Here is a 20,991-nt window from a genome sequence, read left to right as displayed (position 1 = left end):
CCCAGGAGTAGGAATAGCGTGGAATTCTGCATGTGCATTCCTTACCCACACGCGAACATATGGATGGATTAATCAACGTTATAGTAAACAGAGATAATTTGAATGATGCTTTTGAGAAAGTGCGTAAAAACAAAGGTGCAGCCGGTGTCGATGCGAAAGATATAGAGGCAACCCGCCAATACTTAAAAGAAAATAAAGTCCAAATTATCGAAGCAATTCGAGCAGGAAAATACAAACCTCAACCAGTTAGAAGGGTGGAAATCCCAAAACCTGATGGAGGAAAACGACTTCTAGGAATCCCGACGGTTACAGACCGTGTCATTCAACAAGCAGTCGTGCAAGTATTAACCCCAATACTAGACCCAAAGTTTAGTAATTTTAGTTATGGATTTCGTCCGAACAAAAGCGCTCATCAAGCAATCGAACAAGCAAGAAACTATATTGAAGAAGGCTATACGTATGTCGTAGACATAGACCTAGAGAAATTCTTTGATAAAGTTCAACATGATAAGCTGATGTCACTTATGGCGAAATATATTTTATGTAAACCAACCTTGAAATTAATAAGAAGCTTCTTAAATGCAGGAACCATGATAGATGGAACGTTTATTTACGCAAAAGAAGGAACACCACAGGGTGGACCATTAAGTCCACTATTGAGTAATGTGATTCTTCATGAACTGGATAAAGAGCTAGAGAAACGCCAACATAAATTCGTGCGTTACGCAGATGACTGCAACATTTACGTCAAAAGCGTAAAAGCGGGAGAACGAGTTAAGGAAGGCGTCACATCATTTATCGAAAAGAAACTTCAATTAAAAGTAAATGAAGAGAAATCAGCAGTGGGAAAGCCGAGAGCACGTATATTTTTGGGTGTGAGCTTCTATAAATACAGAGGTGAAATCAAGGTATACGTGCCAAAGAAATCAAAGAAGCGTTTCGAAGAAAAGCTGAAGTACATTACGAACCGTAATTACTCAATTGATATGGAATCGCGCATTCAGAAAATTAACTACTTAATTCAAGGATGGGGAAACTATTTCAAAGTTGCCGACATACAGTCTTACGCTAACAAAATAGATAGCCATATTCGAAGAAGATTAAGGGCATGTCGATGGAAAGAATGGAAAAGAACCATCTCAAAATATAGAAACCTCAAAAGATTAGGAATCAGCCATAACGATGCCTATAAAATGGCCAATACCCGCAAAGGGTACTGGCGCTCCTCGAACAATCCAATCGTCAATCGAGCATTAAACAATAAATATTGGTTAAAACTCAAGTTGAAGAACCTCGCTACAATCATAAATCCAACATAAAACTTTTGAACCGCCGTATACGGAACCGTACGTACGGTGGTGTGAGAGGTCGACTAGCCAATTAATGGCTAGTCTCCTACTCGATTATTTCATAAATATATCCGAATGTTACTTGCAACGAGGAATCGATGTGTTTATAATTCCTAGTAGAATGATAAAGATTGAGGGGTACAGCAAATGTTACATCAGTTTTCACGAAACGAGTTAGCAATCGGTACAGAAGGACTCGAAAAATTAAAAAATACAACCGTTGCAATATTAGGGATAGGCGGTGTGGGTTCATTTGCGGCAGAGGCATGCGCGCGAAGTGGGGTAGGCCGTATTATTTTAGTTGATAAAGATAATGTCGATATTACAAATGTTAATCGTCAATTAGTAGCGTACTTATCAACAGTTGGTAAATCAAAATCAGGTGTGATGAAAGAACGTATCGCGGACATTAACCCTGAATGTGAAGTAATCGATATGCATATGTTCTATACGGAAGAAACGTATGAACAATTTTTTGCACAAGGTATTGATTATGTCATCGATGCATCCGATACAGTGATATACAAAATTCATATAATGAAAGAATGTTTAAAACGAAATATCCCTATGATTTCAAGTATGGGTGCAGCGAATAAAATGGATCCAACACGATTCAAAATTGCTGATATTTCGAAAACACATACCGATCCACTTGCGAAAGTAATTCGTACAAAACTTCGTAAAGAAGGAATTAAAAAAGGCGTAACGGTTGTATTCTCGGATGAATCGCCAATCGTTGTACGACCAGAAGTAGCCCAATACGTAGGTAAACCTGAAGCAGAAATTCGTAAAGCACAATTACCACCATCTTCAAATGCGTTCGTGCCATCTGTAGCAGGATTGATCGCAGCAAGCTGGGTTATTAATACAATTTTAAAAGACGTTCAAATTAAGCGCGTACAAGATTAACTTTAAAGTAATATTTTAAGGAACTATTATTACGAAGAAAGGCTGTATTAAAAGTCAATTTTAATACAGCCCCTTTTTTATCCAATTATTTCAACCGCTTGTTTGTAAGTATCTTCAATGTTTTTCGTTACGGTAAATTGATCATGATTAATTTTTTCGAGAATATTACATAATTGGTCAATTGAATTTGTGCTTTGTTCAATAATGGCTGCAAAATCATTGGTAGAGACTTCAATTGATTTTCCGTTTTGTTCAATTGTATGGACGTTCGTAGAAAACTGTGATAAATTTTGTTGTAATTTTTTTATTGCGTCAAATAAATTCGTAAACGTTCTGTTCGAATCATCAACCATTTCAACTTGGCCAGTCACGTGATGAAGTCCGTTATTTAAACGCTCGAGTGCTTGCTTGTTGAATAAATTAACCTCATCTAAATTTCGATCGATTTTTACGACCGTTTCATCGGTAATACTTGCTAATTTTCGAATTTCATCGGCTACAACGGCAAAGCCTTTGCCATGTTCGCCTGCACGTGCTGCTTCAATGGAAGCGTTAAGGGCAAGCAAGTTTGTTTGTTCAGTAATTTTTTTGATGGAGAGAGCAAAATCATTTGTTTCTGTAATCTTGTTCGATAACGAAAGGAATGTCCCATTTAATTCATTAAAGAAAGATGTGAAAGTATCGATTTCATTTTTGAGTTTTGTCATCGAATTGGCACCATCGACTGCGCTCATACTAGCATTCTCAGCTTCATTAATAATTTGGTTTAATTCAAAAACGATGGATTGAAGCGCTGTATTCGTTAATTCTGTACTTTGGACAATATCATGAACATGAGCAGATTGTTTGTGCGCACCGTTGCTAACTTCCTTTAAAGAAGCAAGCATTTGTTGATGGGCAGCACTTGAGTGATTAGTACTATCTGTGATCAGTTCGAGTTTTCCGGTAATACTTTGGACAGAAGTTTCGAGGCGTTGATGCAAAGCCTCTTCGTGGAATGCACGTTCGTTTGCATCGACCATTAATTTCTCAATATTAAAAATCATATTTTTGTTTTGACGTACTTGAAGGAAAATAGCGATTGCCATTAAAGTTTGCGTCACGAAAACATTGGCAGGGTCAATCGCAAAACCAGAAGTATCCATTGTAAAGTTAAAAATCAAAGCAAGTGTTGAACCGATATAACCAGTAACAAGAACTTTAATTTTATTGTGTACACTACTTAAAATTAAAACAAAGATACTCAAAATGATTGTAGCAAGCGTTACTTTATTCGTCGCAATTGTTCCATAAACAGTAATCACAGCGGCTATTGTTACGAAATATGGAAAATAAGGCTGGATGACACGAACTTTTCGCTGAATCGCATAAAAAATAAATGCAAACGTAACCGGAATAATTAAAGAAAGTGCGACTCCAACTGGACGATCAATAAAGATTTGTGCAACTCCACCTAAAACAGCTGCTATCCCATAGACAAGCATGAGAATCGTATTCTTTTCTATTAAGTCTTTTTTCTTAAGCTCCTCAATAAGCATAACGACACACCTTTCGATTAATTTTTTGTATTTTCTGTCAAATATATACTTTTCATTAATTTATACAACATATTACTTCAGCTGTCACGCTTTTTTGAATGAGCATTCATTAATTTTTCGTTTCGTTATTATTGTGATAAAATAAATGTAACGAATTGGAAAGGGATTATTTCGATGAAAATTCAGGAGTTAGAATACCGTGGAATAAATTTAATGGATGTTGTTGGAACAGTGGAAATCGCTATAGATGCCGATCGAATGACAGTTCATGTATTTGATACACAGCAAATAGTTGAACCAGAATATCATTTTCAAACGAAGTCCTATACGTTGAGTGAAGGGTTTTTTAAGTTGGCGATAGTGTTAAAACAAAAGCAATTTTTCTTAGAAAGTAAAGATGAAAATTTGGAACAATGGATTGATTTGCATACGTGGATTTTTTATTGTTCAAATCAATCGATTAAAAAATATGGTCAGGGTGAAATGACAGTCATTCAAAAAGAGCAATTCAAACAATGGATTGATCAACCTGAAGCATCTTTAGAATATTATCCTAAATATTTTTTGCGTTTGAAGTAAGAATTAAAATAATTCAAATAACATAATATTCTATTAAAAGGTGGAATATGGCAAAATTAAGTCGGGTTTTTAATGATTTTTCCATTTTCAAAGTTTGACGTTTTTTTTTTGCTATAGTTAGGGTAGTAATATTATAAGTATATGGGATGGTAGGGAGGAGACGGTTTATGAATTTTGAACTAAAAAATGATTTATTAAATTTACCAAATATAGAATTAAAAATGGATCATATCGTATTTGATCATATTGATACAAAGCCAAATTGGTCAAAGGCTTATGAAATGTTAGATGAGCTTTTACAAAAGATGGCAGTAGGTTTCAATGCTTCAATTGAGCGAAAAGAGGGGGCGTTACCGAAAGCCTCAACGTATTGGGTACCATTTATGAATATCGCTTCTAAGCTTTTGTATTTCACAGGCTTAGCGCATTCGAATTTAATCAATGCAGAGGACGAGGATGCTAAAACTCACATCGTAAAATTATACCAAATGAGTGTTGCGTGTTTACCAAATGCTCAAGTTGAAGAAAATGAAGAATTTTTAACTGAAGTGAAGAAGAGTATTATTGCAATTGCACCTCAAACAAAGCAACCTGTTGAAATTTCAACATCAAGTACAGTGGATGAATGCATTGCTAAATTCGAAACATTTTCAAAAACATATAAATGATGTAATACATGTGCTTAATAAGTTCAATCTTATTAGGCATTTTTTGTTGAATGTAAAGCTATTATTTAGTTTGATTTTTCGAATATAGCTAGAAAAAGGAGGATTGCCCGTTTTGTTGAGCAATCCTTTTTTCTATTTTTGAAACGATTTCAACTTCTCATAAATCGCGGCCATGCGTTTTTCTTCTCCTGCAATAATTGGTTTATAAAATTCAGTGCCAACCAGTTCATCGGGTAAATATTGCTGATTGACCCAGCCACCGAATGTCCCAATGGGTGTGTTATGTGGATACTGATAACCAACATGTCCGAGCTCTATTGCTCCTGCATAATGGGCGTCTTTTAAATGGTTTGGAATCGCCCCAGTTTTTCCTTCATGAATCGCCGCTATTGCAGCATCTAGTGCTTGATAGGCTGAATTTGATTTATCTGATAGGCACATTTCTACAACCGCCGTTGCGAGTGGTATACGTGCTTCAGGCAATCCAAGTTTTATCGCTGCTTCTGTGGCGGCTTGTACATGTGCACCGACAGCTGGATTGGCTAATCCAACATCCTCATAAGCCATCACAAGTAATCTTCTACAAACGGCTACTAAATCTCCATTTTCGAGTAAGTTTGCTAAGTAAAACAGTGCGGCATTCGTATCACTGCCCCTAACTGATTTTTGCAACGCCGATAGTAAGTTATAAAAGTGAGAGCCACCTTTATCTCCGAATACGCCAATGCGTTTTGCTAAAGCATCGATCGCATTGTCATTTAAAATTGTTACATTATCTACTTCATCAGAAGCATAGTATACAGATTCTAATAAGGTTAAAGCTTTTCGTGCATCTCCATTACTGGCATTTGCAATACGTTCAAGCTGATCGTCTGTCACCGTGATTTCGTAATGACCCAGTCCTCGTTCTTTGTCTGCTAAAGCATATCGAAGCAGTTGCTCTACATCTTTTCCTGTTAACCGTTCTAATTGTAAAATCTCTCCACAACGTGAGCGAATGGCTGGATTCACATCATGAAATGGATTTTCCGTTGTCGCGCCAATTAATACAATCGAACCGTTTTCCACATGGGGTAGTAGTGTATCTTGCTGCAACTTATTGAAACGATGGATTTCGTCCAAAAATAAAATTACTTTTCCGCTCATCCGTGCATCCATTACGACTTGTTCAATATCTTTTTTACCTGCGTGCGTCGCGTTTAGTGCGAAGAAAGGTAATTTTGAGCTGCCTGCAATCGCATTGGCAATCGAGGTTTTTCCAACTCCTGGAGGACCGTATAAAAGCATCGATGGAACATGACCTTTTTCAATCATTTTAAAAAGTGGAGTTTCTGGACCGATAATATGCTGCTGACCGGCAATTTCTCGTAAAGTACGCGGTCTCATTTTATAAGCTAATGGCTCATTTTGCATGATGAATCGCTCCTTTTGTGTCTTTCTTGAGATAATGATAAAGTATTTCCGAGTGGAATAAAAGGTGTTATGTTATAATGTAGGGTATATATGGACTAGAAAATAGAGGTGTTAAGATGAAAATATCAACTAAAGGTCGTTATGGTTTAACAATTATGATTGAATTAGCAAAACATCATGGCGAAGGTCCGATTCCCCTGCGTAAAATTGCGGCTGAAAAGGGATTATCTGAAGCATACTTAGAGCAACTTGTGTCACCATTACGCAATGCGGGATTAGTGAAAAGTGTGCGCGGAGCTTATGGTGGCTATATGTTAGCGCATAAGCCAAATGAAATTTCTGCAGCAGATGTAATTCGTGTTTTAGAAGGACCAATTCAGCCCGTTGAAGGAATTGAAAACGAAGAAGCTCCACAACGTGAATTGTGGATGAGAATTCGAGATGCAGTCAAAAATGTATTAGATACAACGTCAATTGACGATTTAGCGAAGTATACAAATGAAGAAGTAGCAGACGGTTATATGTTCTATATTTAAACCGTTTAAAAGGAGTATTAACAGTTATGAACACAATTTATCTCGATCATGCGGCCACTTCACCAGTTGCCCCTGAAGTAATTGACGTCTTTGCTCGTGCAATGGCAGAAATAAGTGGGAATGCATCGAGTATTCATACAGATGGTCGTCTAGCACGAAAAGCATTAGACGAAGCACGCAGCGTGTTAGCCAAAAAAATTAATGCCAAACCAACCGAAATTATTTTCACAAGTGGTGGTACAGAAGCTGATAATACAGCGATTTTTGGTACAGCGTATGCACGTCGACAAGAAGGTAAGCATATTATTACGTCTCAAATTGAGCATCATGCGATTTTACATGCGTGTGAAAAATTAGAGCGTGAAGGCTTTGATGTTACGTATTTACCTGTGGATACTTTTGGTCGTGTTTCCGTTGAAGATGTCAAAAACGCGTTACGTGACGATACGATTTTAGTATCGATTATGTTTGGTAATAATGAGGTTGGAACGATTCAACCAATTGAAGAAATTGGTGCACTATTAAAAGATCACCAAGCATCGTTTCATACAGATTCAGTTCAAGCGTTTGGTTTAGAAAAAATTGATGTAGCAGCTATGCATATTGATTTATTAAGCGTTTCTGCACATAAAATTAACGGACCAAAAGGCATCGGGTTTTTATATGCAAAACAAGGGCTAAAATTTGCGAACTTTATGTACGGTGGGGCACAGGAGAAAAAACGTCGTGCTGGTACAGAAAATGTTCCAGCTGCAGTTGCTTTTTCAAAGGCAGCCCAAATTTCAGAAGAAAAAGCTTCAGAGCGTAAAGTGAAATACACTATGTATAAAGCAATTTTAATTGAGGAATTCCAAAAAGCAGGTATTGAATTTAAAGTGAATGGTCATGAACAGCATGTACTAACTCATGTGTTCAATGTGACGTTCCCAGGAACAGATGTAGAGTCATTTTTAATAAATTTAGATATGGCAGGCGTTCTTGTATCAAGTGGTTCAGCATGTACAGCAGGTTCAATAGATCCTTCTCATGTGTTAGTTGCCATGTTTGGTAGTAACGCGCCAGAACTTCGTAGTTCCATTCGCTTTAGTTTTGGGGTAGGATTATCAGATGAGTTAGTTCGCGAGGCAGGGAAGCGTACTGCGGAAATTGTCAAACGACTAACGTAACTTCTTGATGTGGGTATGAAAACACCTATATAAAGAAGTTATAGTCTCCGGCGGATGTCACGAATTCAGCTAGGATTACTTTGTGCAAGCACAAAGCCAAATTCTAACGCGAGTTTTGCCGAGGTATAAGTGATTAAAAGTAAAGACTTCGCGCCTTTTACGCGATTTGTCTAAGAAAAGGTGAATAGTAAATGGTAGAAACAAGAGATCCATCACAAATCCGAGTAGTAGTTGGTATGAGCGGTGGGGTAGATTCATCAGTAGCAGCCTATCTTTTAAAAGAGCAAGGCTACGATGTTATCGGTATTTTTATGAAAAACTGGGATGATACAGATGAATTTGGTGTATGTACAGCAACAGAGGATTATGAAGACGTAATCGCTGTTTGTAACCATATCGGCATTCCGTATTACGCAGTCAACTTCGAAAAACAATACTGGGATAAAGTGTTTACGTACTTCTTAGAAGAATACAAAGCAGGACGTACACCAAACCCAGATGTAATGTGTAACAAAGAAATTAAATTTAAAGCATTTTTAGAACATGCACTAGCTTTAGGTGCAGATTATTTAGCAACAGGTCACTATGCACGTGTGACACACGATGAAAATGGTGTTCGTATGCTACGTGGTATTGATAGCAACAAAGACCAAACATACTTCTTAAACCAATTAACACAAGGTCAGCTCGAAAAAGTAATGTTCCCAATTGGAGATTTACCAAAACCGGAAGTGCGTAGAATTGCAGAAGAAGCAGGTCTAGCAACTGCAAAGAAAAAGGATTCAACAGGGATTTGCTTTATCGGTGAACGTAACTTTAAAGAGTTCTTAAGCCAATACTTACCCGCACAGCCTGGCAATATGGAAACATTTGAAGGCGAAGTTAAAGGAAAACATGATGGATTAATGTACTACACATTAGGTCAACGTCATGGTTTAGGCATCGGTGGCGATGGTGAACCTTGGTTTGTTATCGGAAAAGACTTAGAACGTAATGTTTTATATGTGGGACAAGGCTTCCATCATGATGCCTTATATTCAGAAGCATTATCAGCAGTGAAAATGAGCTTTACTAGTGAAGTGAAAACAGGCACATTTAACTGCACAGCAAAATTCCGTTATCGCCAAGAAGATTCAGCAGTTACGGTTACGATGCGTGAAGATGGATCGGCTTTCATTGAATTTGCTGAACCAGTACGCGCAATTACACCAGGACAAGCAGTCGTATTATACGACGGAGAAGAATGTCTAGGTGGCGGTACGATTGATGAAGTATTTAAAAATAGCGAAAAATTAACGTATGTAGGTTAATGATCGGTAGACGTTCATGAATAGGTGAGCGTCTATACGTTTGTTTGAGGTGAAATGAATGGATACAAATTATAACGAAATCGGCATTAAAGCGTTCCAAGAAAAACGCTACGAAGATGCAGCACAAGCATTTACACAAGCCATTGAAACAAATCCTGAAGAAGCTGTAGGCTATGTGAATTTTGGTACATTACTTGCGGCTATGAACGATATTGAACGTGCAGAGCGCTTCTTCCAAAAAGCGATAACAGTCGATGAAAAAGCAGCAACAGCCTATTACGGATTAGCCAATCTTTATTTTGAAGCTGAGCGTTTCACAGAAGCTGCCAAATTATATCAAAAAGCAATCGATCACGGCATTGAGGGCGCAGATGCATACTACATGCTAGCAAAAAGCTTTGAGCGTGAAGAACATTACAAATTAGCATTACCATTTATGCAACGCGCGGCAGAAATTGCACCGAAAGATATTCAAATTCGTTTAGCTTATGGGATTTTATTATGTACATTAGAAATGTTTGAATTCGCGAAACCAGAGCTTGAATTCGTCATCGAAGAAGATTGGAATAATGCAGATGCCCATTACAATTTAGGTGTACTCTATGCGGTTTCAACACAAGATACAGATAAAGCAAAATATCACTTGAAACAAGCATTCACGCTACAACCGAAATTCGATCAAGCAAAATATATTTACGATATGATTTGTCAGCGAGCTAATTAAACATAGGACCTTATACTTCGAATATTGGAGAAGTATAAGGTTTTTATTTTTATGGCTCATCACCATAAGTTGGGGATGACATAATTTTAGGATTCAAAGTGATTCCTTTTTAATCTAGTCCGTTCTGCTACGCTTCGGGGGACGCTTTCCTGGGGGCGTGGCTCCATCTAAACTTGAAAATAGTTTAAATGAAAGAGTGTTCATCATAAATGAAACCATGGCATTCACTTTCATTTCAATAACGAAATAGGATTCAAAATTCACCTAGAATAGAGGATAAACTTGATCAATACCCGCCGCCTCGCGATAGCGCAAGCGGTATTATCAGACGCATTTAACCAGGTTAAATGAATGACACTTTGTATTGGAGGGCCTTGCCTTGCAAGCGGCATTAAAGACAGTAGTATGGACACGTACCACGTGGCCATAATGCGGTCATGCCGTAGAATCGAAATTTGGTCTAATTAATGACTTGGGTGGACGTGTCCCATGATTATTACGAGCTAAATGAACTATCGTAAACCTGTTTAAATAGTTTGAAAATTCCGTTTAGAAAAGTTACAATGAGTAATAGAAATGCAATGATGAAAAAGAGTAGTAAAGTGTCGTTTTTTAGAGAGCTAACGGTTGGTGGAAGTTAGTAAACAAACTTTATGAATGGACTTTCTAGCTGCGCAGAGGAAATGCTGCGCCGTAGCACTCACGTTACGAGTAGTTGAGTGGACTAATTTTTTTAGTCAATAAAGGTGGCACCACGGCTCTTTCGTCCTTTACATACGAAAGGGCCTTTTTGTGTTTTTTTAAGCCGAGCTGAGGAGAGATGAGAGATGAGTATGAGAGTTGAAACGAAAGATTATGTACTGAAGCAAATCAATGGCGATACATTAACGCCAATTTCCATTTTTATCGCATTACAAGGGAAAAACAAAATACTATTTGAATCGAATGCAAAATTTAAACAAAGTGGTCGGTATTCATTTATCGCCTGTAATCCGATTGCAGAATTAAAGGGCGGACAGGTTGAAAGTGAATTTTATAAGCAAGGTCAAGAGATGCAACGAATTCAAAAACCTGTATTACAAGTGTTAAAGCAATTACTCCCAATTCGAAATGGAAACTATCCTTTTGCCTTTTTTGGTGGAGCAATTGGTTATTTTGGCTATGAAACGGCTTTCCATTTTGAACAGATTGGTGAAGTTGTAAATGATGTTTATGAAATGCCAGATGTCCATGTATTTTTTTATGATACGTTTATTGTTTTCGATCATCTCCTGCAACAAGTAACGATTGTGGCGATTGATTTATTTCAAGAAGGGCGTAGTGTCGAAACGATGGAGCAAGATGTGGCTACATTTGAACAAATGCTGAAAAAGAAGCTACCACAGTATCCAGCGCAGAAAGTGGACGTAGAATTTTACCCGACAATCGAAAAAAGCCAATTTATCGAAATGGTAGAGAAAGCAAAAGATCATATTCGTCGCGGGGATATTTTCCAAATTGTTTTATCCCAAACATTTGAAGCACACTACGATGGAGATCCGCTTCAGTTATATCGGAAATTGCGCACTTCAAACGCTTCACCCTATATGTATTATATAGATTTTGGGAATTATACGATCCTAGGTACATCACCAGAAAGTTTAGTGAAAGTGCAAGATAGAATTGTAACAACGAATCCAATTGCTGGTACGAAGCCGCGTGGTCAGTCCGTTGGAGAAGATGAAGCAATAGCCGAAAAATTACTGCAAGATGAAAAAGAGATAGCCGAGCATAAAATGTTAGTGGATTTAGGAAGAAATGATGTGGGACGTGTGGCTCAAATTGGAACGGTTGAAGTAACGAAGTTCATGGAAATTGAACGCTATAAATTTGTTATGCACATCGTATCAGAGGTGAAAGCGAAATTACGTGAAGATGTGCATTTAGTAGATGTACTTGCATCTAGTTTACCTGCTGGAACGGTATCAGGTGCACCTAAAATTCGAGCGATGCAACTAATCAATGAGCTAGAGAAACGAAAACGCGGTGTATATGCAGGGGCAGTTGGCTATTTATCAACGACAGGAAATATGGATTTAGCACTTGCAATTCGTACAATGGTTGTCAAGGATGAGAAAGCATATGTGCAAGCAGGGGCAGGTATTGTTTATGATTCACTTCCAGAGATGGAGTACGAGGAAACCCTAAATAAAGCGAAAGCGTTATTGGAGGTGCGCGTATGATTTTACTCATCGATAACTATGATTCATTTACGTACAATTTGTATCATCAAATTGCAAGCTGCGGGCAAGAGGTACATATTGTCCGAAATGATGCCATAACGGTAAAAGACATTCGAGAACTAAATCCAAAAGCGATTATCATTTCCCCAGGACCCGGTGAGCCACACGAAGCTGGAGTTGTGCTTGAAATGATTCGTACTTTATATAAGGAATATCCGATTTTAGGTATTTGCCTTGGACATCAAGCAATTGGGGAAGCATTCGGTGCGCGTATCAACCGTGCAAACCATATTATGCATGGGAAGACGAGTTTACTGACCTATAAAAAGAAAGGCCTCTTTTCTGAGTTTGATTGTGAACTGGAAGTTATGCGCTATCATTCACTCGTTATTGAAAAGGTAACACTACATGAAGATTTAGAAGTAATCGCAACGTCCGTAGATGACGGTGAAATCATGGCGATTCAACATAAAACGTATCCACTTTTCGGTCTTCAATTTCATCCCGAGTCAATCGGAACAAAAACAGGAACTGATATGATCCGAGCATTTTTACAAAAAATCGGGGTACAAGTATGATCCCAAAAGATAAATTTGATGTAGCTGCAGTAGAACAATTGAAGATGAAAAAGCTACTAAAAAAGCATTACTAAATTTTGAACCGTAAATAAATCGCCTAATCTTTTAACGGTTAGGCGTTTTTATTATGTAAAAAAATTTTTTGAGGAAAATGCGTCCAATTGAAAATTTCTGCCGTCTATAGGGTTGAAAGGAGGACATAAAATGGACATTGAACAATTGATCGATACATATAGCGATTATTTATATCGCATTGCCTATATTTATACAAAAGATCGAACGGTCGCCATTTGTGTTGTGGTTTATGGTGTATTAGTCGTCAGAAAAATTTTGCCGTTAACCATTGAACTAGAAAAAAAAGATGAATTTTTATGGTAGTGAAAATAAGAGGGCCGTCACAGAATAAATGAATTATTCCGTGACGGCCCCTACCTTGTTTGAAACTTCTTATAATTGAGCGACAAGTATCATAGGTATATGTTTTGAAAATTTTTCTCCAGCAGTAGCCCAATATTCTTCTTTTGCTACGTCACGTAAAAGGTTTTAAGAAGTTATGAATTATTACAGTAGTTTTGAAATATCATTTTCTGCTTTTAGTGGATTGTCTTTTGGAGCGTAGCGTTTTACCACATTGCCGTCACGATCAACTAAAAACTTCGTGAAATTCCATTTTACGGATTGCCCTAATAAACCTTTTGTTTCGGAAGTTAGGTGTTGGAATAGTGGATGTGCTTCTGACCCATTCACTTTAATCATTTCATGCATCGGAAATGTTACACCGTAATCTAAACGGCAAAACTCTGCAGCATCTGCACCAGATGTTAATTCTTGCTTGAATTGATCTGAAGGGAAGCCAAGTACAACAAAGCCTTGGTCTTTATATTTATCGTAAAGCTCTTCTAATTGAGTAAATTGTTTTGTGAAACCACATTTACTCGCGGTATTAACGATCATCATGACATCGCCTTTATAACGATTTAAGTCATATTGTTCACCTTTTTCAGTCTTGACAGGGATTTCGTATATATTCATCTAAATTCCTCCGTTCTATTACTGTTATTATCGTATTCTTCCTAATCGTACAAAAAATAGTTTGTACTGTAAAATAAATTCCCTCTTTAAAATCTAAATATAATTTTATAAATCTTGTCGAAACCATGTCAGCGTAAGGGAATAATAGAGGAGGTATGACAGTTGTCACTATGTTGCGATAGTGTTTACGCTTACATTTTGAATAGAGAGAAAAATTGAAGTTGAGGAGTTAATTTTATTATGGGTAAAAAGATTGCGTGGGTTACAGATTCTGCTGCACTTTTAGCAGAGGATTTTATTAAAGAACATCATATTCATGTGCTTGCATTAAACATTGTTTTTGAAGAAGGTGCCTTACGAGAAACAATTGATATGACACACGATGAATTTTACGATAAATTAAAGAAATCTAAAATACATCCAAAAACATCACAGCCAACTTTTGGTGAGCATGTTGCATTGTATGAAAAATTAAAAGAAGAAGGTTATGACGCGGCAATTGCGATTCATACATCTGAACAACTTTCAGGTACGGTTTTAAGTTCACCAATGGCAGCAGAACAAGCTGGGTTCAAAAACTATGTCATTGATGCAAAAATTGGATCTTATCCGATGCAGGTGATGCTAGAATTAGGATTAAAGTTAGAAAAAGAAGGGCTACCGCCAGAGCAAATCGTAAAAGAAATCGAAGCGATTCGAGGTAATGCAGAGTTAGCATTCATTCCTGCTAGCTTAGAGCAATTACATAAAAGTGGTCGCGTATCAGGTACGGCGATGTTTTTAAGTAATCTCCTTAATATTAAATTAGTCATTGAATACAACAAAGAAGGCGGCGTTGAAGTTGCGCAGAAAGTTCGTGCAGATAAACGTGCAAAAAATGCTGTCATCGAAAAATTACAGCGTGCTATGGCAAAATCACCTGTACAAGAAGTAGCCGTTATTAATTGTAATAATGAAGCTGGGGCAAAGGAATGGAAAAAGGAATTACAAAAGCAATTCCCCGAAATTACATTCAAGCCAACGCCATTATCGGCATGTGTAGGTGTACATGCAGGTGAAGGAACATTAGGTTTAACATGGGTTCGAAATTAAAAAGTGAAAGCAGGCCATCCAAAATGGATGGACCTGCTTATTTTTATGAGTGCATGTTAACTTCTGTTACATGCTTTGTACGTTGAATGAAATGAATCATCATAGCTAAGCCAAAAGTGACTACTAAAGCGGAAGAAATGAAAAGAATAATCCCACTCCAACCAAAATTTAACCAGAATACGCCACCTAATGTACCACTAATACTAGATCCCATATAGTAAGCGAACAAATAGAGAGAGGATGCTTGTGCTTTGTCCTTATTTGCAAGTTGACTTACCCAGCCGCTCGCAATGGAATGAGAGCCGAAAAAACCGAAAGTAAAAATGACTAGGCCAATGACTTTAATGGATAAGTGTGCAGGTGATGTCAGTACGACACCCGTAATCATAATAAGTATGCCTATATACAGAACGCGTTGACGACCAAATTTATCTGACAAACTACCGAACCAAGCAGAGCTCCATGATCCAACTAAATAGACGATAAAAATCCAACCAACTACTGCTGTATTTAAATTGTACGGAGGCTCTACTAATTTAAAGCCAATATAGTTATACATAGTGACGAAGCTGCCCATTAGTGTAAAGCCAATTCCGAACAAGCACAGTAATTGTGTATTTTTTAAATGTGCAAGTAATGAGTGAGTAAGCGGCTTCCATTTTAAAGGGCGTGGGATGAAATGTTTCGATTCAGGTAATGCCCAAACAAAATAGCAGCAAATGATTAGGCTAAGAATTCCAAGAGTAATCATGCCGACTTGCCAGTTGAAATAGTGTGTCATCGTCCCCATAATAACACGTCCTGATAATCCTCCAATCGCATTCCCGCTAATATATAACCCCATCGCTGCTCCGAGACTTGTTGGTTCCATTTCTTCGCCCAAATAGGCCATCGCAATTGCAGGAACTCCCGCAAAAACAAAACCTTGCACAATACGTAGTAGCAATAATACTTCAAAAGTTGGGGAAAAAGCTAAAACGAGTGTTAATGCAGACGCTGCGAAAATGGAGAAGGTCATCAGTTTTTTTCTACTCCAAGCTTCAGATAGAGAACCAAATAAAAGTAAACTAAAGGCAAGTACTCCTGTCGCTACAGACAATGAAAGACTAGCAATTGCGGGGGAAATCCCATACTCCTTAGCAAACTGAGGCAATAACGGCTGTGTAATGTAGAGATTAGCAAATGTGATGAATCCCGCTGCGAACAAGGCCAGATTTGTTAACGAAAATGCTTTTGTTCCTTTTTGTATGTAATTCATAGAAAAAATCCTTTCAAGTGACAAAAATCCTAACAACCGTTTTGAATACTACATTTCTTCTATTATAGTAGACATGTCAAAATAAAGATAATTCATTCTAATTATGTTCCTTATAAATATAAGTAATAAAAAGAGGCTGTGCTAAAAGTCAAATTGACATTTATCACAGCCTTTCTACGTTATTCTTCGATTTTTTTACCTGTTATAACTTTGGCGATTTGTTCGATTGTCATATCAGAGCGTAAATCGAATGCTCCTTTTTGAATAGAACGCGCATACTCAGGCTTTGATAAAAATAATTCAAGTTCACGGCCGTTTGCAATAATCCCTTCATCCTCGACTTGCTGCCCAATGGAGTAAAGCGTTACATTTTCGTATATGTAGATGGTTGCTGAAAGAACATCTTCTGTATCGTTCTTTTCAGTAGACGTATTTGACATGATCTCTTTATCTTTTGATACAGATGCTGTTGGTGATTTTTGTTGCTCATTTGTAGGTTGCTCGAGTTGTTTTTCAAGCTTGGCAATTTTTGTCTCATATTCTTCAATTTGCTGTTCGTATTCTTTTATATCTTTTTTCTCTGAGTTCGGAGCAAATTGATCGTATAAGGCTAAGCTAGCACCTGCAAGAAATAAGCCTATTCCAAACGCACGCATAGAAGATTTCATTGGCGACCTCCAGTAGCGATGATTGATTGAATTTGACCATGCGTTAGTGTAGAGCGCTTACTAATTTCATCAATCGATAAACCTTGTCCATTTAATGCAAGTACTTGGCTCACTAAAATGCCGTTAATCGGTTTTTGAGTTTGCACTGGAGCAGTTGGCTGTGTTGCTTGTGCCTGTGCTGCTTTTACTTGCGCGGCCACTTGTTGAAAAGAGGCCATCGCATCTTGTTGTTTCATTTGGGCACTATTTGGCGATTTCACTTGGAAGTTTGGCTCTACAAGTAATTCTTCTTCTACCATTTTAATACGACGCTTCAATGAGTTTGTTTCTTGATAAATATTAATCGATAAATCTTCTAGTTCACGCTCAACTCTGGCTGATTTATCTTTAAAAAATAACGAAATGATGACAATGACAATCCCTGCAATCATCAGTATCGATGAAAGTTCAATAGGTAGTTCAATAGGTAGTTCCATAGGTAATCCTCCAATTCAACAGATTCTAACCTGTATTTTACCATAGGAAAAGTTATTAATAAATCATGCTAGATTTTTCGCGAGAGTGTGTTATAATGGTTAAGTCGTATAAATCATGCTCAAATAAATTTATATTCTTAATTTAGAGTGGGAGGGTTAATAATGCGCGTAAATATTACATTAGCTTGCACAGACTGCGGCGAACGTAACTACATTTCTAAAAAGAACAAGCGTAACAATCCAGAGCGTCTTGAACTTAAAAAATATTGCTCTCGCGAGAAGAAGTACACGCTTCACCGTGAAACAAAGTAATAATCGCTCAATTAGCCAAAACCACTTGTTGGTTTTGGCTTTTTACATGATTACTTGTTAAAAGCTTTTGTGATTTTATAATGAAGTCATTACCTGATGACAAAAGGTTTTAAATTTAATGAGAGAGTAGGGTACTTGTGTGGATAAAAAGACGCTTCGATTAAATGTACAGCAACAGTTAGAGAAAATGACGTATTTGGAATATTGTAACCGTTCGCAACATCTTGGAAAATTACTATTAAATGAAGATGCGATTATAGAAGCAAAAACCATTGCCATTACATTATCGAATCGCCCTGAAGTCGATACAATATATATCATCGAGCAACTGTGGAAAATGAATAAGCAAGTTGTCGTTCCAAAATGTACCCATGAAGACCGCTCAATGATGTTTTATGCCATCGAAAGTTTGGCTCAAACAGAACGGGCGTATCATAATATTTTAGAACCGATTCCTGACTACACTGAGCTTGTGGAAAAGGAGCAAATTGATACTATCATTGTACCAGGTGTCGTATTTGACCATGAAGGCTACCGTATTGGCTTTGGTGGTGGGTATTATGATCGCTATTTAAAGGACTTTAAGGGAACAAAAATTTCGCTAGCCTTTAATGAACAACTGATGAATCAAGTACCAAAAGCATCACATGATTTACCAGTGCATATACTAATTACAGAGACAGAGCGCATAGTTTGCGAATCGTCGTCGGAGGGAAATTAAATGGAGTCGATGTTAGACATTATAGGCTTATTAAAAAAATATGGTATTTACATTTATACGAAAGACCGCATTGGAGATTTGTATTTAATGGAAGATGAATTAAAAGAGTTATTTAAGGCAAGATTTATGGAGCCGAAAGATTTCCAAATGGCGCTGTTAATTTTAAGACAAGAAGAACGAAGACTTAAAGAAGGAAAAATTTAAAAATTTATTGTATAATAATGTGTAACGTTTTAGTAACTGCTAGTTTCACTGGGGATATTAAACGGAAGTCATGAAGATATGTCCAAGAAAGCAGCGGAAAAACAGACCGCTGTTTTATTATTTTGTGAAACTTTTCTTACACCAAAACGTATGTATATAGAGTGTAATTTTCAGAAATCATTTGCTTTTAATACACGTATTAAATTTTGTTGCGTATCGAAAGAAAAAAGATTAAGATAGATTTTGTTTCACGCAATAATTACATTACTAAAATAATTATATTAAACATTTAGAGAGGGATGTATAGGGTATGAAAAAATTTAATTGGCCTAAACATTCGATACTAGCGATTGCAGTAATTGCAACATGGATAAAAACCGTTTTTGTATATCAAATTAGCTTTGATATGGACATAGATAATGCAATGCAATGGGTGATTTTAATTATCAACCCAGCAAGCTTTTTATTATTTTTCTACGGCTTATCATTGTTCTTTAAATCGCAAAAAACGAGAAATCGTTATATCGTAGGTGGAAGTATACTATTAGCATTTGTCTTATACGGAAATGTAGCGTTTTATCGTTTCTATAATGACTTTGTTACATTACCGGTATTATTCCAAACAAGTAACTTTGGGGAATTAGGTTCATCGGCTGCAGCAATCATTAGCTTATCGGACTTATTATACTTTGCAGATGTCGCACTTATTTTATTAGCGATTAAGTTTATTCCAAAATCAGAAAAAATGACATTGCCAGTACGTAAAGATGCACGAAAAGCATATTTTGTTATGGCGACTGCGATGTTATTCTTAAATTTAGGATTAGCTGAAACAGAGCGTCCGCAATTATTAACACGTGCATTTGACCGTGAATTATTAGTAAAAAATATTGGTACGTATAATTATCATTTATATGACATTTACGTTCAATCAAAATCATCTGCACAACGCGCATTAGCGGATGGAAGTCAATTAGTGGAAGTCGGCAACTATGTACGTGCGAACCAAGCAGAACCGAATGATGAAATGTTCGGTAAATACAAAGATCGTAATGTTATTGTGATATCACTTGAATCATTACAAAATTTTGTTATTAACAATGATATGAATGGTCAAGAAATTACACCATTCTTAAATTCTTTAACACAAGATAAAGACACATATTACTTTAACAATTTCTATCATGAAACAGGCTTAGGGAAAACATCGGATGCAGAGTTTATTACCGAAAATTCATTATACGGCTTAGGTCGTGGTGCAGTATTCTTCACGCACGGTGAAAATACGTACAATTCAATGGCAGAGCGTTTAGGAGAAAATGGTTACTTTACAAACGTTATGCACTCAAATAATAAATCATTCTGGAATCGTGATATGATTTATAAATCTTTCAATGTTCAAAAATTCTATGATGTGGATTCATATGAAGTGACAGATGATAATTCTGTAAACTGGGGCTTAAAAGATATACCATTTTTCGAGCAATCAGCTGCTTTAATGAAAGAAATGCCACAACCATTTTATAGTCGTATGATCACATTAACAAATCACTTCCCGTTCTATTTGGATGAACAGGATCAAATGATCAATGAATACGATTCAAATTCAGGTACATTAAATCGTTATTTCCAAACAGTTCGTTATTTAGATGAATCGATTAAAGTATTCTTTGAACAATTAAAAGAGCAAGGATTATATGATAACTCGATTATCGTTATGTATGGTGACCATTATGGTATTTCTGAAAACCATAATAAAGCGATGGCAAAATATTTAAATAAAGAAGAAATCACACCGTATGATACGGCTTTATTACAATCGGTTCCATTCTTCATTCATATTCCAGGTTCGAACGACGGACAAGTAATGGAGGAAGCTTCAGGTCAATTAGATATCCGACCAACAATTCTTCACTTATTAGGTATTGATACATCGAAAGATATGCAATTAGGTGCGGATCTGTTCTCTGAAGAACATGAAGACTTTGTTATCTTCCGCGATGGTCGATTTGTTACAGACAAATCGGTTTATGCTGGAGAAGTATGTTATGACCGTGAAACTGGAGAAGAAGTTGGAATTGAAAATTGTCAGCCATATATTGATCGTGCAACGAAAGAATTAGATTACAATGATCAAATTATTAATGGTGACTTACTTCGTTTCTATGATGAAAAAACGGGGAATTTAAAAACTGATACTGAATCCACTAAAAAATAAGAATTAGTCAAAGCGTCT

General features: G+C 36.8%; 22 protein-coding genes and 1 other annotated feature. Of the genes, 16 read left to right on the top strand and 6 right to left on the bottom strand.

The genetic code is table 11. The features are described from left to right. Positions 1–59: 59 nt before the first annotated feature. Positions 60–1,319 (top strand): group II intron reverse transcriptase/maturase, encoded by a 1,260-nt coding sequence (ltrA, locus tag DCE79_RS11820; protein WP_108714481.1) that lies wholly within the window; start codon positions 60–62, stop codon positions 1,317–1,319. Between the two features lie 177 nt (positions 1,320–1,496). Continuing rightward, positions 1,497–2,258 carry a tRNA threonylcarbamoyladenosine dehydratase gene (locus tag DCE79_RS11815; RefSeq protein ID WP_108713239.1) on the top strand — a complete coding sequence of 254 codons (762 nt, stop codon included), beginning with the start codon at positions 1,497–1,499 and terminating at the stop codon, positions 2,256–2,258. A 77-nt stretch (positions 2,259–2,335) separates the two neighbouring features. Here DCE79_RS11815 and DCE79_RS18650 read toward each other — a convergent pair whose 3' ends face one another. Continuing rightward, positions 2,336–3,796, bottom strand: a complete 1,461-nt coding sequence (locus DCE79_RS18650; protein WP_108713238.1) for a methyl-accepting chemotaxis protein — start codon at positions 3,794–3,796, stop codon at positions 2,336–2,338. A gap of 174 nt (positions 3,797–3,970) precedes the next feature. On the opposite strand from DCE79_RS18650, the gene DCE79_RS11805 reads away from it, so the two are divergent. Both DCE79_RS11805 and DCE79_RS11800 read left to right on the top strand, forming a co-directional pair. Then, a complete protein-coding gene (locus DCE79_RS11805; RefSeq protein WP_108713237.1) occupies positions 3,971–4,375 on the top strand; it encodes an aminopeptidase in 405 nt (134 codons plus the stop codon). A 167-nt stretch (positions 4,376–4,542) separates the two neighbouring features. Further along, complete coding sequence (locus tag DCE79_RS11800) at positions 4,543–5,043, top strand: GTPase (protein WP_108713236.1); 501 nt, start codon at positions 4,543–4,545, stop codon at positions 5,041–5,043. A gap of 132 nt (positions 5,044–5,175) precedes the next feature. Here the strand turns inward: DCE79_RS11800 and DCE79_RS11795 are convergent, their stop codons facing one another. After that, complete coding sequence (locus DCE79_RS11795; RefSeq protein WP_108713235.1) at positions 5,176–6,456, bottom strand: replication-associated recombination protein A; 1,281 nt, start codon at positions 6,454–6,456, stop codon at positions 5,176–5,178. Positions 6,457–6,572: 116 nt separating this feature from the next. On the opposite strand from DCE79_RS11795, the gene cymR reads away from it, so the two are divergent. From cymR to DCE79_RS18775, 7 genes are all read left to right on the top strand, one after another. Next, positions 6,573–6,992, top strand: coding sequence for a cysteine metabolism transcriptional regulator CymR (gene cymR / locus DCE79_RS11790; RefSeq protein ID WP_108713234.1), 420 nt, complete (start codon positions 6,573–6,575; stop codon positions 6,990–6,992). Positions 6,993–7,018: 26 nt separating this feature from the next. Continuing rightward, on the top strand, positions 7,019–8,158 hold the full coding sequence (locus tag DCE79_RS11785) for a cysteine desulfurase family protein (protein WP_108713233.1): 1,140 nt from the start codon (positions 7,019–7,021) through the stop codon (positions 8,156–8,158). Positions 8,159–8,349: 191 nt separating this feature from the next. Beyond that, positions 8,350–9,468, top strand: coding sequence for a tRNA 2-thiouridine(34) synthase MnmA (mnmA, locus tag DCE79_RS11780; RefSeq protein WP_108713232.1), 1,119 nt, complete (start codon positions 8,350–8,352; stop codon positions 9,466–9,468). A gap of 58 nt (positions 9,469–9,526) precedes the next feature. After that, complete coding sequence (locus DCE79_RS11775) at positions 9,527–10,192, top strand: tetratricopeptide repeat protein (protein ID WP_108713231.1); 666 nt, start codon at positions 9,527–9,529, stop codon at positions 10,190–10,192. Between the two features lie 572 nt (positions 10,193–10,764). Continuing rightward, positions 10,765–10,966 (top strand) — a binding site (T-box leader). A 59-nt stretch (positions 10,967–11,025) separates the two neighbouring features. Continuing rightward, positions 11,026–12,414, top strand: coding sequence for an anthranilate synthase component I (gene trpE / locus DCE79_RS11770; RefSeq protein ID WP_108714491.1), 1,389 nt, complete (start codon positions 11,026–11,028; stop codon positions 12,412–12,414). Further along, positions 12,411–12,992 (top strand): anthranilate synthase component II, encoded by a 582-nt coding sequence (locus DCE79_RS11765; RefSeq protein ID WP_108713230.1) that lies wholly within the window; start codon positions 12,411–12,413, stop codon positions 12,990–12,992. The genes trpE and DCE79_RS11765 overlap by 4 nt, the downstream gene beginning before the upstream one ends. 204 nt (positions 12,993–13,196) lie before the next feature. Further along, positions 13,197–13,370 (top strand): hypothetical protein, encoded by a 174-nt coding sequence (locus tag DCE79_RS18775; protein ID WP_234417262.1) that lies wholly within the window; start codon positions 13,197–13,199, stop codon positions 13,368–13,370. 183 nt (positions 13,371–13,553) lie between these two features. Here DCE79_RS18775 and DCE79_RS11755 read toward each other — a convergent pair whose 3' ends face one another. Continuing rightward, entirely contained in the window at positions 13,554–14,024 is a 471-nt protein-coding gene (locus tag DCE79_RS11755) for a glutathione peroxidase (protein WP_108713229.1), read from the bottom strand. Between the two features lie 240 nt (positions 14,025–14,264). Here DCE79_RS11755 and DCE79_RS11750 point away from each other — a divergent pair, with 240 nt between their 5' ends. Next, entirely contained in the window at positions 14,265–15,116 is an 852-nt protein-coding gene (locus tag DCE79_RS11750; protein WP_108713228.1) for a DegV family protein, read from the top strand. A 43-nt stretch (positions 15,117–15,159) separates the two neighbouring features. On the opposite strand, the gene DCE79_RS11745 is transcribed toward DCE79_RS11750, so the two are convergent. From DCE79_RS11745 to DCE79_RS11735, 3 genes are all read right to left on the bottom strand, one after another. Then, positions 15,160–16,374 (bottom strand): MFS transporter, encoded by a 1,215-nt coding sequence (locus tag DCE79_RS11745; protein WP_108713227.1) that lies wholly within the window; start codon positions 16,372–16,374, stop codon positions 15,160–15,162. Between the two features lie 179 nt (positions 16,375–16,553). After that, positions 16,554–17,042 carry an MltG/YceG/YrrL family protein gene (locus tag DCE79_RS11740; protein ID WP_108713226.1) on the bottom strand — a complete coding sequence of 163 codons (489 nt, stop codon included), beginning with the start codon at positions 17,040–17,042 and terminating at the stop codon, positions 16,554–16,556. Further along, complete coding sequence (locus DCE79_RS11735; RefSeq protein ID WP_234417261.1) at positions 17,039–17,518, bottom strand: hypothetical protein; 480 nt, start codon at positions 17,516–17,518, stop codon at positions 17,039–17,041. Before DCE79_RS11735 ends, DCE79_RS11740 begins: the two co-directional genes overlap by 4 nt. A 162-nt stretch (positions 17,519–17,680) precedes the next feature. On the opposite strand from DCE79_RS11735, the gene rpmG reads away from it, so the two are divergent. The 4 genes from rpmG (at position 17,681) to DCE79_RS11715 (ending at position 20,973) form a co-directional block, all read left to right on the top strand. Then, on the top strand, positions 17,681–17,830 hold the full coding sequence (gene rpmG / locus DCE79_RS11730) for a 50S ribosomal protein L33 (protein WP_008408521.1): 150 nt from the start codon (positions 17,681–17,683) through the stop codon (positions 17,828–17,830). Positions 17,831–17,969: 139 nt separating this feature from the next. Then, positions 17,970–18,551 carry a 5-formyltetrahydrofolate cyclo-ligase gene (locus DCE79_RS11725; RefSeq protein WP_108713225.1) on the top strand — a complete coding sequence of 194 codons (582 nt, stop codon included), beginning with the start codon at positions 17,970–17,972 and terminating at the stop codon, positions 18,549–18,551. Further along, on the top strand, positions 18,552–18,755 hold the full coding sequence (locus DCE79_RS11720) for a YqgQ family protein (protein ID WP_108713224.1): 204 nt from the start codon (positions 18,552–18,554) through the stop codon (positions 18,753–18,755). Between the two features lie 310 nt (positions 18,756–19,065). After that, positions 19,066–20,973: an LTA synthase family protein gene (locus DCE79_RS11715; protein WP_108713223.1), complete on the top strand. Its 1,908-nt coding sequence runs from the start codon at positions 19,066–19,068 to the stop codon at positions 20,971–20,973. Positions 20,974–20,991: the final 18 nt, after the last annotated feature.

It is taken from the genome of Lysinibacillus sp. 2017 (assembly GCF_003073375.1).
Lineage (GTDB): Bacteria > Bacillota > Bacilli > Bacillales_A > Planococcaceae > Solibacillus.
This window is presented reverse-complemented; position numbering and strand designations above follow the sequence as displayed.